Raw genomic sequence first — 14,142 nt, forward strand, 5'->3', positions numbered from 1 at the left:
GTCATCACCCCGCGTCCAAGATCAGCCTTTGACCGAACCAAGCAGCATTCCTTTCGTGAAAAACCTTTGCGTAAACGGATAGATAAGCAAAATCGGCACAACCGCAAGAAAAATCGAGGCCGCTTGCAGGTTTTGCGGCAGCAGCTGCACGCCGTTTACCGTAATATTTTCAAGCGAAGTACCGCCCTTGCTGGAATTAATAATCATATTGTAGAGAATGACCGTAATCGGCTGCATGCTGCGGTCCTGCAAATAAATCATCGGAATGAGGAACTGATTCCAAATGTAGACCGCATTAAATACGCTGATCGTTGCAATAATCGGCTTGCTGAGCGGGAAAAACACCCGCCACATGATTTGCCAATCGTTCGCGCCATCGATAACGGCCGCCTCCTCCAGCTCATAGGGCAGCTCGTCGAGGAAGGATTTTGTAATAATGAGCAGAAAGGTGTTGACCGCCATCGGCAAAATCATGACCAGCCAGGAATTGACCAGCCCCAGCCCGTTATAGACGATATAGTTCGGAATGATTCCCGCCTCGAACACCCAAGTGAATAGAAACAGGAGCATAATCGTGTAGCGCCCAACCAGCCTTTTGCGCGACAGCGGGTAGGCCGTCATGAACGTCACCAGCACCGCCACAAAGCCGCCAACGACCGTATAAAATAAAGAATTCAGCAGCCCTGCCGTTACCCCAAGCCGTTCATTGCCGAGTATATATTTGTATGCTTCGAGATTGATGCCCTTCGGCAGCAAATATACCGAGCCTGCCACGACCGCTTTGCCGTCGCTTAAGGATGTAGCCATAATGAGCACGAACGGGTAGACGCACAGCAAGGCGACAAGGACAAGCAAAGTGTTGTTGATCAGATCAAACCAGCTAAACTTCTTCATCTTGCCGCCTCCTAGAACAACCGGGACTCGGAATATTTTTTCGACACTTTATTCGCCATCATCACGAGCACGAAAGCAATGACAGACTGCATCAGGCCAACAGCCGCGCCAAAGCTGTAATTCGGGAAGCCGTCGCTTGCGAACGCTTGGCGATACACGTAGCTTTGAATGACATCCGCCGTATCGTAAATGCTCGGATTGTACATAAGCAAAATTTTATCCAGATCGACGGTCAAAATTTGGCCGATAGCCAAAATGAACATGACGACAATCGTGCTGGAAATCGACGGCAGCGTCACATGAATAATTTTCTTAAATCGGTTCGCGCCATCAATGTCCGCTGCTTCATACAGATGCGGGTCGATGCTCGTCATCGCCGCCATATAAATAATGGCGCTGTAGCCGAATAGCTGCCATACGTTAAGCATGACGTACAGCGGGCGGAACCAGCCGGGATCAGCCATGAAGAATACGCTTTCAAAACCTGCGAAATTCAGCATTTGGTTCACCAGTCCACCCTGCGGCGACAGCACTTTATACAAAATCGAAACGATAACCGCTGATGATATAAAATAAGGGAAGAAGCTGAGCGTCTGCACGAAACGCTTCACCGCCGACAACCGCACCTCGTTAACGAACAAGGCGAAAATAATCGGAAGCGGAAACACAAACAGCAGATTGAAAAAAGCGAGCAGCAATGTATTTCTGACCAGCTTCCAGAAATAAGGGTCGCTCATGAACTTGCTGAAATGCTCGAGGCCGATCCATTTGCTGCCCATTATGCCTTTGAATATGCTGTAGTCCTGAAACGCAATGACCAGCCCGAACAGCGGCAGCAGCTTGAATAGAATTAAATGAACCAGACCCGGCAGCAAAATCAAATATAAAATTTTGGCGTCCCACATCCGCTTAAGCAGTCCGCTGTTTTTGGATGTTGCCCGTTTTACGATTGAGCTCATCTCAGCCCACCTCTGGATTCAAATTGAAGGGCAGCCCCTCTCTTCCCCTACGCCGGAGCGAAAGGAGCCGCCTAAAGCTTATTTAGACATAGCGTCGTATGCGGCCTGGTCGATTTCGGTCAGCTTTTTGTAGCCTGCCTGCTCCATTTCGCCAAGGAAAGCATCCCACTCCGTCAGGCTGCGCTGGCCGCTGATGAATTTCACAAGCGATGCATTAAGTGCCTGCTTCACATTCGCGAGAAGCACCGTTCTTTCTTTCAATTGATCCGTTGAATATTTCAGCGAGTTGAATTCCTTGGATGTATATTTATCGAAAAACGTTGTTGCAAAAGACTTCGTCAAATCATCCATCCACTGGTAATACGCTTCATTGTTGACAGGTACCGGGAACGTCAGGCGATCCTGAAGGAAGTTCCATACCGGCGTGCCAATCGGCTTATTGCCCTGCTCCTCGAATTTGACGGTAAATGTCTTCTTGCCGCCTTCCTCCTTATACGACTTGCCTTCTACACCGTAGTCCATCAGCGTTCTGCCCTCATCCGAGAACATGTAATCCATAAATTTGATAATGCCTTCCGCTTTGTCCTCCGCCTTCTCATTAATGACGAAAACCCGGTCCATTCTGTATTTCTCCTCAGTTGGGGGCAGCATCGTCTGATTGCCGTCAGCGTCTTTGAACGGTTCCATTACTTTAATGCTGTATTTCGGATCATTTTCCGGTCCGCCGTTGTTCATGAACCACGATGGACGTGTGAAGAAGTCGCTGCTGATTGCGCCTTGGCCCGTCAGCATTTTCGTCTGCCACGATTCCTCGGTCGCAGTGCCAGCTACCCATTCTGGATCAATGAGCTTATCTTGGTACATTTGCGCATACCACTCGATGAGCGATTTAAAGCCTGGTGAATAAATATCCGATCCTTTGCCATTCTCATAAATGCCTTGCACTTTGCCATCGACGATTTTGTCATTAGCCGCAAAAGCTTCCTGAAACTTCAAAAAGCCGTCTCGCCCTGTGAATGGGTAAAAATTGGCCGTGTCCTTGTACGCTTCCTTCAGCTTTTTCAGTACATCTGTAAACTCCTGAACCGTCGTCGGGTTCGCCGTAATGCCCGCCTTCTCAAACATATCCGCCCGGTAAAAGGTTACATTCGATATCGTCGGATATTCCTGCGCCAAGCCAAAAATTTCGCCATCCTTCGTCGTCATCAGCTTGGCATAATCCGGATTCGCATCCAGATAAGCTTTAATATTGGGCGCGAATTTATCAATATAAGGCTTTAGATCAATGAACAGCCCTTGTCCGCCATATACCTCAGATTGTGCCAGCGAGACGATGCCGGAATCCGGGAACTGGCCGGAGCCGATTTTGAGCTCCAAATTTTTCTTGTAAGCATCATCATCTTCACCGCCATTCACCAGTTCAACCTTCGTATTCGTCTTTTCCTCAAGCACAGGGTACCAATTCAAATCCTGTAGCCAATTCGTATATTTTCCCGCCATCATATAGGAAAAGGTTGTCGTCCCTCCGGCCGATCCCTCATTTGTACCCGTTGAAGCTGACGGAGCCGCCTTATTTCCTCCATTGGAGCAAGCGGTCAATGCAAGAAGTAGTACCATCGACATCGTTGTAACGGATTTCCAATTCCATTTGTTGTTCATTTGAGCATTCTCCCCCAATTGTCATTTGGCTTGCATAAGTAAGCACTAACAATTTGAACATCTCCGCTTCATTGAATGTTGCTTATTACAACACATTCTGGTAAATTGATTGACCTCCTGTGAAATGTAATCGCTTTCTTGTATCTAAATTATCGCAAAATAGAGCAAATTGCAATCATTTTTTCTAAACTCCCGCTTCTGGTGAAGTTCACCTTTTGGCATTTGCAACAATTAGTAGTGATTTCCTTTCCTTTAGTTGAAGCATCATCGCTTCAGATGCCTCATTTTATAATGAAATTAGAGCATTGACTTTAAAAAATAAAGGCTGTAGCATGAAATTAAAGCGCTTACATATTGAGTCTGCATAGATTCTCCATTGTTTCGTTTCATTTAGCAACAGTAATGCCAATATGAACGAAAGAAGGTTTTTAGGATGGACCACACACAGATTGTTAACCTCAAAAAAATGCTGGCCGAGGGACAATGTTATTGGGATCATGAATCGGACATGATTGAGGCGATGCTGCCCACTGATCAGCCTTCCAATCATGCTCCCGCTTTAATTGAACTGGCTAATGGCGATTTGCTGTGCATTTGGTTTGGAGGATCGGATGAAGGGGCTGGAGATATTAAGGTGTTCCTCTCGCGCTTGAATGCGAAGGAATCGAAGTGGAGCATGCCGCTGCGGCTATCGGATGATTTCAATAAATCGGATCAGAACCCTTCGCTGTTCCAAGCGCCCAATGGAGGGCTATGGGCCATTCATACTTCAATGGATACGCGCGGCTGTACGCTTGAGGAGTGGCAGACCAAGCTGAGGAGCGGGGATGTGACTGGACCTTTTGCCATGCAGCATACGTCTACGGTACAGCGCCGAATTTCCTTTGATAATGGCTACACTTGGGGCAAGAGCGCTCCCTTATTCGAGAAGCCGGGTACATTCAGCCGTCATCCTGTTACGGTGCTCGCAAGCGGCCGCTGGCTGTATCCTGTCTGGTACAGCAGCCTGGATGAGACGATGCAGTTCGGCTATGACTACAGTTCTGTGCATGTTTCCGACGATCAGGGCGAGAGCTGGCGCGAGGTCGAAATTCCGGGCAGTAAGGGCCGCGTTCATCCGTCCATCGTAGAATTGGATGCAGGCAGGCTTGTCGTTTTTTTCCGCAGCCGCAATGCCGATTATATCTATATGAGCCGCTCCGAGGATGGCGGAGAAAGCTGGTCCGTGCCAGATCGTACTATCCTGCCTAACAATAACGCATCCATTCGTGCCATCCGGCTGCAAAGCGGCGGCATCGCAATTATTTTCAACCATTGCCGCGCAAATGAAGATCCGGATGTCGTTGTCTGGCCTTATGAGCGCGTGCCTGTCACGATTGCGATTTCCGAGGATGAAGGCGTTACATGGCCCTATATGCGGCATATCGAAACGGGCGATCATTATTGCGGGGAACTGAACACCCAATACAACCGGCGTTATGAATACCCGTCTCTCATTCAATCAAAGGAAGGAATGATCCATGCCTGCTTTGCATACGGGAACCGAACGCATATTAAATATGTCAGCTTCTCCGAGGACTGGGTACGGGGCGCTCACAAAAATAAATGGCCATGGGACAACTTCCCGATGGAATAAACGCCGAAGTAAAGGCCACTTAGAAACACAGCCTTAGGCTTAATACAGAAAAAATTCCCATTGAATATGCTATGACTTAATTAAATGTACAAATAAACCGTCTCCTATTAAATGGTTGGGTGGTACCTCCATTTTACTAAGAGACGGTTTCTTTTTGCTTTTTAATTTTGAAACAGAGCTGACCTTATAAACTAACCAACGACTCGCCTGATCCTGGTTAGGATCACAAATATCAAATATAATATTTCCGCAAAAAATGAATTATTTTATGTTCCACATATCATCTGCCTTGGATATTAACTCATCAACTGCGGCCTTGTTATCCTTTAGAAGTTTTTGTGAATTTTCATCTTCTTTGTCAATCGGCTCCATTTTCTCATTCACATAAATTTCATAGGATTGTCCATCTTTATTTAAAATAATTCCATATTCATAACCGCCAAATATTTTAGGCCAAACAATCAAAGACTCTTCTCTACCTTCACTAACAATCCCTAAATTCCCTGTAAAATGTAAATAATCCGGAATTTTCAGATTGTATACATCCCCGTCCTTGGTTGTAATATACGAGCCTGATATGGATTTAGGAGTTGCCTCGATAAAATCATGGTAACGAATTTGTATGAGCAGCAGCCATATCAAATTATAAATCCCAAATAGCAGGAGTGCCAGTAGAACCAACACCAGGGGTTTATTTTTCAACAATTTTCGCATAAGTTGACCACCTTGCTTCCTTGTTTCTTAATTTCCTCATCATGAGTAACGAGCACAATCGTTTTCCCTTCTTTATTAAGTTGCTTGAGGATACGTAGAACCATTTCAGCATTCTGTTTATCGAGTGAGCCTGTAGGCTCATCCGCCAAAATAATGTCGCATTTCTTCAATATTAGTCTTGCCAAAGCAACCCTCTGCTGCTCCCCGCCAGACAGCGTATAAACTTTCTTGTTTAGTTTATCCTGCAAACCTACTATTTCTAATGCTTGCTCCATAGTAAGATTCGTTTGACAGTCTTTACGAATCATTTGTAAATTTTCTTTGACCGTTTTATTATCTACCAGAGCAAAGTTTTGAAATAAAAATCCGATTTTTGTCCTAAAATAGTTCAGATGGTTCTTTTTAACCTTAATGTCCATTCCATCAACAACAATGCTTCCCTGTTCTATCTTTTCAATTGCTCCAATCATGTTAAGCAGTGTCGTTTTGCCACAACCGCTAGGCCCCGAGAAAATGACAAATTCTCCATCTTGAATAACTAAATTAAAATCAGAAAACAAAACCTTCTCTTCAAACCTTTTGGTCAACCCTTTCAGTTCGATCATAAGCTTCCGCCTTTTAGTATTTTTTGAATTTTAGCGTTTTCTAAGCGACGTATAAATAAAAAGATTACAGTCAATTCTAAGAGGAGAATGGCAACCCCTCCGAAGGTTAAATAATAAACCTTCTCTACACCAATTAGAATCGCCGTTGCTGCTGCCAAAGCTATGCTAACTACCGTTGTTATCAAGGTCATAAGCATAATTTTCCTGTTCTTCTCCCAGATACTATGCCCCAGCACCTTCTTAACAGAAAGCTCAACTGCATTCACATCATACTCCAATTTAATAATTGAACTAATTATAATAAATTCCAAAAACAAAACCAGCATACTAAAAATAAAATTCATGATTAAAATCCGCTTCGCAATATTCCAGCTTTGTGTAAATTTATCAAAAACATTCGTTTTTGAGGAAATATGACCGATCAATTGGTTATCTTTTATAAAAGAGTTAAATTGTTCATCTGTAATGTTATACATTACTTCAGCAGGATGACCAGTATTACGTGGCTTAATTTCAAATTGACCAGCATCCATCCTATTGAAAATAACTAACGGGTTACTTACCAGCTCACTCCCATACACTGAATCCTCATCAATACGCAGCAATTCAATTGGCCCCTCGTAATAAATGACTTCATAAGTGTATTGGAAACCTTCCTCTTCAAATTGATTAACCGTATCCTTGAAGTCTTCAATGACTTCCGGCTTACCTTTCATCGTTTGCGGCATTAAAAAGTAAATATCCTTATCAAGCTTCAGTCCTTGCAACTCCTTGATGTGTTCTGTCAAATAATTAAGGACATTCCGATTTGTGTATATGCCTTTTTCATACAAAAGTCCATGCGTCGTCACAAGCATACTAGCATTTGTTTTTCCAAAAAATTGCTTATAAAACGCGGACTGAACAAGCTCCGATTCCTTGCTACGATCATCATAGGTTCCATCACTATAAAATTTAATGTTATACTCCATTTTCACATAGGAATATTTCTTATGCTTCTCGAAAAACGGCTTCTGCTTGTATAGCTGATACGATTCGGAAATAAGAATAATGTTGCTTGAGATCACAACTATTGTAATGACTACTGTCACCAGTTTTAAACTGTAATTGATGGATAACAATTTGATAGAGCTACCCTTGGCATTTGAAAAGGCTTCCTTCAAATTATAAAAAAACAGACTGAAGTAAAGAGAGGCGTTTAAAGCAATCATAACAATTAAGCAGATGAGTGAAAGCTTAAATTCGAAATAAACGTAAGTATATGGAGCTAAAATATAAATGATGATTACGAATAACAATGAAAATACGAATGTATCTATGGCTATATTTTTCAGAATAATTCTGCTTATTGGCTCTCCCAGCGAAACTCGGATCAAGCTTTCCTTTTTTTGATAAATAGCATCGTAATAAGTGAAGAGCAAAATGACAAACACCATCAAAGCCCAGATCATGATAATATTGTTTTTTAATTCACTACTGTTATAGCCCTCTTTAGGATGATTACCAGCATATTTGTCAATTAATCCTATTTTAAACTCCTTGGCTTTATCGCTGTTTCCAATGACATAGTAGTCATTGATATCTTTAATATTTTGCAGACTTTCTATCCCTTTAAATGTAAATCGAAAGTCCTCCAGAAATAGACTTGGATACTCCTGTGCAAAAATATTCAATTGTTCATTTATATATTGTTCGACACCCGATGTGCCGTAGATTTCAATATCGGTTAACTGCATACTACTAAACGATTTGGTAAAAGCAAATACTTCGACCTCATTACGTGATGCAGAGTCCAGAATATCACGAATCATTTCATTTTCTGTAGTATTTTCTTGAATGTATAAAGTTGTATTTATAAAAGGGGTATAAAAGTTATTGAGTCGAAAGTTGTGGCTTTCTCCTATAATAAGCATTCCGACAAACAAAATACAAAAGCTGATAACATACTTGATCGTCTTCAAGCCACTAACCTCCGTGCTGTTATTGCCGCCGTTCAGCCCCCAACAAGGAAATTGAACGGCAGCCCTATCAATTTTAAAATTTAGAATTTAATTTTGTAGAATACTTTAGCACCATTATGAACTACTTCAATTTTAGCCCATTTTTGAGCGCTTGTCTCATTTTGAAATGTGTTAGTATCATTTCTTACAATAGCTGTTACTGATAATGAGTTATGATAAGCATGTGTATAATCTTCATTAATCCAGCTTGTGTTAAAACCATATTTGACTTCCCACACACCGACTTGCTGGTCACCCAATTGCCATGACTGAGAAAAAGTCTTTCCTGCAGTAACATTGTCGAAAGCCTTCTCAAATGCAAATGCATTAGATGCAAATCCTGATAAAGCACATACAGCAACCATAGTCGAAAGAAGTAACTTTTTCACGTCAAAATCCCCCTAAAAGTTTGTTTTATATGATAGCCGGCCAGCTTATCAACGGAGCTAAAAAGCACCTTGAAACACTTACATTTTCTATTATAAGGACAAATACATAATATTGTAAATACTTCTTTTGTAGTATTTTCCTAAATAGGGTATAGCGATAACGACTCACTAGTTAATAAAAATAATGGAAATAATTGATTATTCTTTGTCTTGACAAACTTCGCACGAATAAGCCTCCACTCAAACGAGGGGGGCTTATTCGTGCATCTGTCTCAGGTGAAAATCGTCTACACACTAGGCTTGAATGTTATTTTCATATACCAAACATCGCAGGCAAACTGCTCGGTTCCCGCCAAAGGCTGCACCAACTGCACAATACCATGCTTTTTATAAAATTTATTGGCGGCGACCATGTTCTCAAGCGTCTCCAAATAACACTGCTCATAATGGCGTTTGGCAAAATCCAAGGATACGTCCAGCAGCTGAAGAGCGGCACCTGTGCTACGCGACTCTGGCAGAGCATACATTTTTTGCAGTTCGCAGATGGCTGGGCAACCCTTAACCGGGCCGATGCCGCAGCCGGCAGTAAACTTGTTATTTTCCTCCACAACCCAATATTTCGCGAATTCCTGCTGATACAGATGGTAAAAGTCGCCGAGCGTGGGATCTGCCTAGGCTGTACTGGGCTTGTTCGCTCCAAACTCAATCAAGCAGGTCCGAATCAATGACTCCACCTGTGCATTGTCCCACTCCTCAATTTCTCTTAGCTGCATGAATTGTCCCCCTTTCTCCCATCATCAAACCTTTCAGCATATGAACCGCGGCGAGCAGTATGGCAACATCGGAATTAGCATGGCTGAGGGTCCTCATGTTCCTTCTTAAGCTTCATCACATACTTCTCCAGCTGGAAGGTGAGGCTCCTAAGCTCATGCTCCTGCTGAAGCAATCCAAGCAGTGCCTGAATAATGACCGCTTTTGGATGGTCACGTGCAAATTCCTCAGCAAGCGCCTCGGTCGCATCGACGAGTTGGATCCGTCTGGAGCCTGTAATGGCCAGCTCCTTAATGACAGCGAGCAAGGCGTCCAGCAATTGGCTGCGCTTCTCTTCCATCGATATCTGTTTGCTCTTCATTTCTTGGCTTATCATATCGAACATCAACACGTCCGTTAAAATCGGTTTCTCCTGCTTGGCCAAAATATTTGCAGCCATTTCCTCCATCCGCTCTAAAACAAAGAGGGTGATATCCCGGATGCGGATCGGTCTATTTTCAAAAATCATCAGGAAGTTAAACTCTTTGATGATCCCGCCATATACCGTCACCATATCCCAAATATGAGGCTTTATTTGTTCACCAAGCAAGCGGATCAGACTGTTTTTATGAAGGTCGTACATCATCGATCTCATTTGGATGAAAAAGGGCGCCAGCTCCTTTTTCGTTTTAATTAATTCCTTAATTTCCTGCATAATAAACTTATTGATCATAAAAAACTCCAGCGTCACTTCCGTTTCCCGCACAAAAACTTCACGAGGCGTGAGCCCCTCTTCCTTAAGAATCCCTGAAAGCTGATCATCCAGCAGCTGCTGCCGACTTTTATGAACTTCCTTGAATAGTTCTTCCTTCGACGGAAAATATTTATATAAGGAGCCTTTGGCGATTCCGCAATCATCGGAAATATCCTGAATCGATGTCGCCACATAGCCCTTCTCCATAAAATGGCGGACGGCCGACTCAATAATTCTGTCTCTAATCAGGCTCAATAAAATCCCTTCTCTCAAAATCATTTGACTTTCAGCAAAAAATCGATAAAATAAAGCCTAGCGTGACCGATCAGTTTTACAAAGAAACCATTAGTCAATCTTACGAAATCTGCTCCTTCTTCGTCAAGGAGCGGCTCGCTAGCCTGTCTATTTCTTTGAGCTAAGATCGGCATACAAAACCCAAGAGAGGGCGAGGAGCCTACACATGTCTACACCAAATGCTTCACAGTTAGCCTCAGAGCCGGAATTTTCCATCAAATCGATATTGGCGCCGCTTCTTGCCGTCATTATTGGGATGATGATGGTTATTTTGGACAGTACCGTCGTCAATGTTGCCGTTCCTAATTTGCAGCATTATTTCGACAGCTCGCTCAAGACGATCCAATGGACGATCACGGGCTATACCCTTGCTTTATCCGCCGTTATTCCGCTTGCCGGATGGATGACCGATAAATTTGGCGCCAAGCGGATTTTTCTAATTACCATTGCCCTGTTTACACTAGGCTCCGTGCTCTGCGCATTAGCGCAAACACCGGAGCAGCTGATCTTGTTCCGCGTGCTTCAAGGCATTGGCGGCGGCATGGTATCCCCGATCGGGATGGCGATGATTTTCAAAATGGCACCTGCCAACAAACGTGGAGCTGTTATGGGCATGCTCGGCATTCCTATGCTGCTCGCTCCTGCGATTGGCCCGATTTTGTCCGGCTGGCTGATCGGCTTTGCCTCATGGCACTGGATTTTTCTAATCAACCTGCCAATCGGTATTGCCGCATTATTCGTCGGTATGAAATATTTGCCGAAGCTTGAACGTCAAAAAACGCCTGCTCTCGATATTATCGGGATGATCTTGGCCCCTATCGCCTTTTCTATGCTGGCATTCGGCGTTAGCGAAGGTGGTACCGACTGGAGCTCGGCCAGAACGTTGACCGGACTCATCGTAGGCGGATCGGCACTTATTCTATTTATTATCGTTGAGCTGCTTCAGAAGCAGCCTCTGCTGGAGCTGCGTGTTTTCCGCTCGTCCGATTTTACTCGCAGTATTATTTTATCATGGATTTCACAAATTGCCTTGTTCGGTTCGATTCTGATGATTCCGCTGTATTTGCAAACCGTGAGGGATTTCACTCCGCTTGAGAGTGGTCTAACGACGCTGCCGATGGCGATCTGCTCGATGATTTTCATGCCAATCAGCGGACGGCTGTTCGATAAATGGGGAGCTCGCCCGTTAGCTATGGCCGGTTTGTCGGTGATTACGATTGCACTGTTCTTGTTGTCCCGGATTCATGTGGATACAGCCATTGTTATGGTAATGATTCCACTTGGCATGATGGGTATGGGCATGGGCTTGTCGATGATGCCGCTTAACACCCATGTGCTGAATTCTGCGCCGCGCAGACTCGTCAGCCGCGTAACGCCTCTGACTTCAGCTAGCCAGCAGGTCGTTACTTCCTTTGCAATAGCTGGACTGACCGGCTATTTCTCCTCTCAAGCGACTGCGCATATTACGGAAGCGGGAGCAGGCGGCAACATGCTGGAAAGCACCTCTCTGGCATTTGGCGATACTTTCTTACTCGCAGCAGGCATCGCGATAGCAGGTGTATTATTGAGCACGATTCTGCGCAAGCCGAAGCTCAAGGATGATCATGAGCAAGAGGAAGATGCACCAGACCCTGCGATGATGATGGGCCATTAATTTTAAGAGACATTGTTGTTTAGTAAATGAATAAACAAATGAAGGCTGATTCCTGCACGCTGCAGGAGTCAGCCTTCATTTATTTACATGCAAAATGCAAAAAGGCACCTGCGATCTGAGCGTTCAAATCGCAGATGCCTTTGCTGATGATGCTACTTATAATACCGCTTATTTCATACTCTCTTCTTCGTTAAGAAACCGCCGAATTCTCGAACAGCGAAACATGCAGCTTCACGACCGCCTTGCGTATCGTCATTTCCGCTTCAACGCTGCAGCATGGACGGTGGATATCATGCGGGAAAAAGACGGCAAACATGCCGGGCGTAAGCACGATGTCCGATTCATCGCTTACTTCCTTATACGACAATCGGTCGCGGCTGTCCAGCTCGTCTGCTGTAACGACTGCTTCCCCATTATCGCGGGCGACGCGAATGAGCTCCCGACCTTTCAGCAGCAGCTGAATGTCGATATATTGTTTGTGAGACTCCGCCAGCTGCTCTTCCGCCGGACGGGTCTCCACATGCTGGACGAGCACAAATAAGCGCTCGCCATCGATTTCATATTTTCCAGCCGGTGTATCCTCCGTCACTTCCTGCTCCAGCCAAGCCAGTGCCTGCCGAAATGGCGGCAGCCAGCCCGGCTCCTGCTCCCAGCTGCGCAAATCGCTAATGATCATCGTAGTCCGCTCCTTTATAAATGAATTCATCCCATGTTACGGTCTGAGTATTGTGCCGCCAATATAGCGAACGCCGCCTCTTTGCTGAATCGTATCCTTCGCATCATTGAAATAATAAGTCGCCAATATTTCTCCGGCGGTCGTCTCGACAGCACGCGGATAGCCAAGATCATTGCTGCCGCCATCGTCACGTAAAATCAGCTCCGGGCCCCAGCTTAGCCCATTATCCTCGCTTACCCTTGCCCGAATGCCAAATGGCGGCCTTCTGAAGCCATAGACGGCAAACAGCCTGCCATCCTCCATCAGCGTCAAATGCACCGTATCGCCATGGTCGTTGATGCGCGAGACGAAGCGCCACGTCAGCCCGCCATCGTCCGAGGCGTAAAGCTCGCACCATGCCGCCACCATCGCCGGCTTGCATCTGACTGCAACCATAATGACGCCATCCTTCATTAGAACGGGGGAAGGACAAATCATCCGATACTCCTCGCTATGCGGCATTAACGACACAAGCGACCAATTGCAGCCATCATCGAACGAAGCGAAGACGACGGGGCGATCATGCGGATTATTTCGCGGCCTTGCCGTCAGAAAGAGCAGCACAACACCATCTGGCCTCACAATATACGATGGCCTGCCTTGATAGCGGGGAATGCCACAATCCGGTAGCATCACTGGCTCGCTCCAGGTCGCGCCTGCGTCACGCGACATTTTCACCCAAGCCTGGGCGTGATCAACCGCAGAGTTCGGCGTACACCAGCATTCGAGCAGCGTATTGGGGTCGGAGAAGTCGAAGCCCTCCTCGAACGTATACGGCTTGCCATACGGGAGCTGATCCAGCAGCTTGTAATTGTCGGCGATTTGCGCGGCCTCCTGCCAGCTGCGGCCGCCATCAAGCGTACGGACAGCAGCGATGCGCCCGAAGGTTTCTACTCGGTCATGATTCAGGTTTCCAGGAATCTGATAGTCACAGTCAATGTTCATAAACGCGAGCAAAATATTTCCTTCACTTATTTTCCACAAACCACCATTAAAAGGCCAAGAGCAAAACTCATTGTCTTTGCGATAAATTTCAATATGCTGCAGCTGCTGTGGTTTCACTGGCTTCATGTATCGACTCATCTCGTCATCCCCCTTGGGCTGGCGTAAACGCGCTAT

General features: G+C 45.1%; 13 protein-coding genes. 2 read left to right on the forward strand and 11 right to left on the reverse strand.

What is annotated here, in order from left to right; genetic code table 11:
• Positions 1-21 precede the first annotated feature (21 nt).
• The 3 genes from AC50X8_RS05850 to AC50X8_RS05860 all read right to left on the reverse strand — a co-directional run bounded on the left by AC50X8_RS05850 (position 22) and on the right by AC50X8_RS05860 (position 3,512).
• On the reverse strand, positions 22-894 hold the full coding sequence (locus AC50X8_RS05850; RefSeq protein WP_056031898.1) for a carbohydrate ABC transporter permease: 873 nt from the start codon (positions 892-894) through the stop codon (positions 22-24).
• 11 nt (positions 895-905) lie between these two features.
• Entirely contained in the window at positions 906-1,853 is a 948-nt protein-coding gene (locus AC50X8_RS05855; protein WP_494879036.1) for an ABC transporter permease, read from the reverse strand.
• Between the two features lie 78 nt (positions 1,854-1,931).
• Complete coding sequence (locus AC50X8_RS05860; protein WP_494879037.1) at positions 1,932-3,512, reverse strand: extracellular solute-binding protein; 1,581 nt, start codon at positions 3,510-3,512, stop codon at positions 1,932-1,934.
• A gap of 433 nt (positions 3,513-3,945) precedes the next feature.
• On the opposite strand from AC50X8_RS05860, the gene AC50X8_RS05865 reads away from it, so the two are divergent.
• The gene (locus AC50X8_RS05865) at positions 3,946-5,148 is read left to right on the forward strand and encodes a sialidase family protein (protein WP_494879038.1); all 1,203 of its coding nucleotides are present in this window, start codon (positions 3,946-3,948) and stop codon (positions 5,146-5,148) included.
• Positions 5,149-5,409: 261 nt separating this feature from the next.
• Here AC50X8_RS05865 and AC50X8_RS05870 read toward each other — a convergent pair whose 3' ends face one another.
• The 6 genes from AC50X8_RS05870 to AC50X8_RS05895 all read right to left on the reverse strand — a co-directional run bounded on the left by AC50X8_RS05870 (position 5,410) and on the right by AC50X8_RS05895 (position 10,615).
• Positions 5,410-5,862, reverse strand: coding sequence for a hypothetical protein (locus AC50X8_RS05870; RefSeq protein ID WP_494879039.1), 453 nt, complete (start codon positions 5,860-5,862; stop codon positions 5,410-5,412).
• Positions 5,847-6,467 (reverse strand): ATP-binding cassette domain-containing protein, encoded by a 621-nt coding sequence (locus AC50X8_RS05875; protein WP_494879040.1) that lies wholly within the window; start codon positions 6,465-6,467, stop codon positions 5,847-5,849. The genes AC50X8_RS05870 and AC50X8_RS05875 overlap by 16 nt, the downstream gene beginning before the upstream one ends.
• A complete protein-coding gene (locus tag AC50X8_RS05880; protein WP_494879041.1) occupies positions 6,464-8,428 on the reverse strand; it encodes a DUF1430 domain-containing protein in 1,965 nt (654 codons plus the stop codon). The genes AC50X8_RS05875 and AC50X8_RS05880 overlap by 4 nt, the downstream gene beginning before the upstream one ends.
• 80 nt (positions 8,429-8,508) lie before the next feature.
• Complete coding sequence (locus AC50X8_RS05885; RefSeq protein ID WP_494879042.1) at positions 8,509-8,856, reverse strand: mediterrocin family bacteriocin; 348 nt, start codon at positions 8,854-8,856, stop codon at positions 8,509-8,511.
• A gap of 287 nt (positions 8,857-9,143) precedes the next feature.
• On the reverse strand, positions 9,144-9,497 hold the full coding sequence (locus tag AC50X8_RS05890) for a GNAT family N-acetyltransferase (protein ID WP_494879074.1): 354 nt from the start codon (positions 9,495-9,497) through the stop codon (positions 9,144-9,146).
• Between the two features lie 206 nt (positions 9,498-9,703).
• Positions 9,704-10,615, reverse strand: coding sequence for a TetR/AcrR family transcriptional regulator (locus AC50X8_RS05895; protein ID WP_056031914.1), 912 nt, complete (start codon positions 10,613-10,615; stop codon positions 9,704-9,706).
• 205 nt (positions 10,616-10,820) lie between these two features.
• Here AC50X8_RS05895 and AC50X8_RS05900 point away from each other — a divergent pair, with 205 nt between their 5' ends.
• Positions 10,821-12,308 carry an MDR family MFS transporter gene (locus tag AC50X8_RS05900; protein ID WP_056031917.1) on the forward strand — a complete coding sequence of 496 codons (1,488 nt, stop codon included), beginning with the start codon at positions 10,821-10,823 and terminating at the stop codon, positions 12,306-12,308.
• Positions 12,309-12,498: 190 nt separating this feature from the next.
• Here AC50X8_RS05900 and AC50X8_RS05905 read toward each other — a convergent pair whose 3' ends face one another.
• Both AC50X8_RS05905 and AC50X8_RS05910 read right to left on the reverse strand, forming a co-directional pair.
• Complete coding sequence (locus tag AC50X8_RS05905; protein ID WP_494879043.1) at positions 12,499-12,984, reverse strand: NanQ anomerase/TabA/YiaL family protein; 486 nt, start codon at positions 12,982-12,984, stop codon at positions 12,499-12,501.
• A 36-nt stretch (positions 12,985-13,020) separates the two neighbouring features.
• Positions 13,021-14,106, reverse strand: coding sequence for a sialidase family protein (locus AC50X8_RS05910; RefSeq protein ID WP_494879044.1), 1,086 nt, complete (start codon positions 14,104-14,106; stop codon positions 13,021-13,023).
• Between the last annotated feature and the right edge of the window lie 36 nt (positions 14,107-14,142).

It is taken from the genome of Paenibacillus sp. JT22N15, from assembly GCF_059383755.1.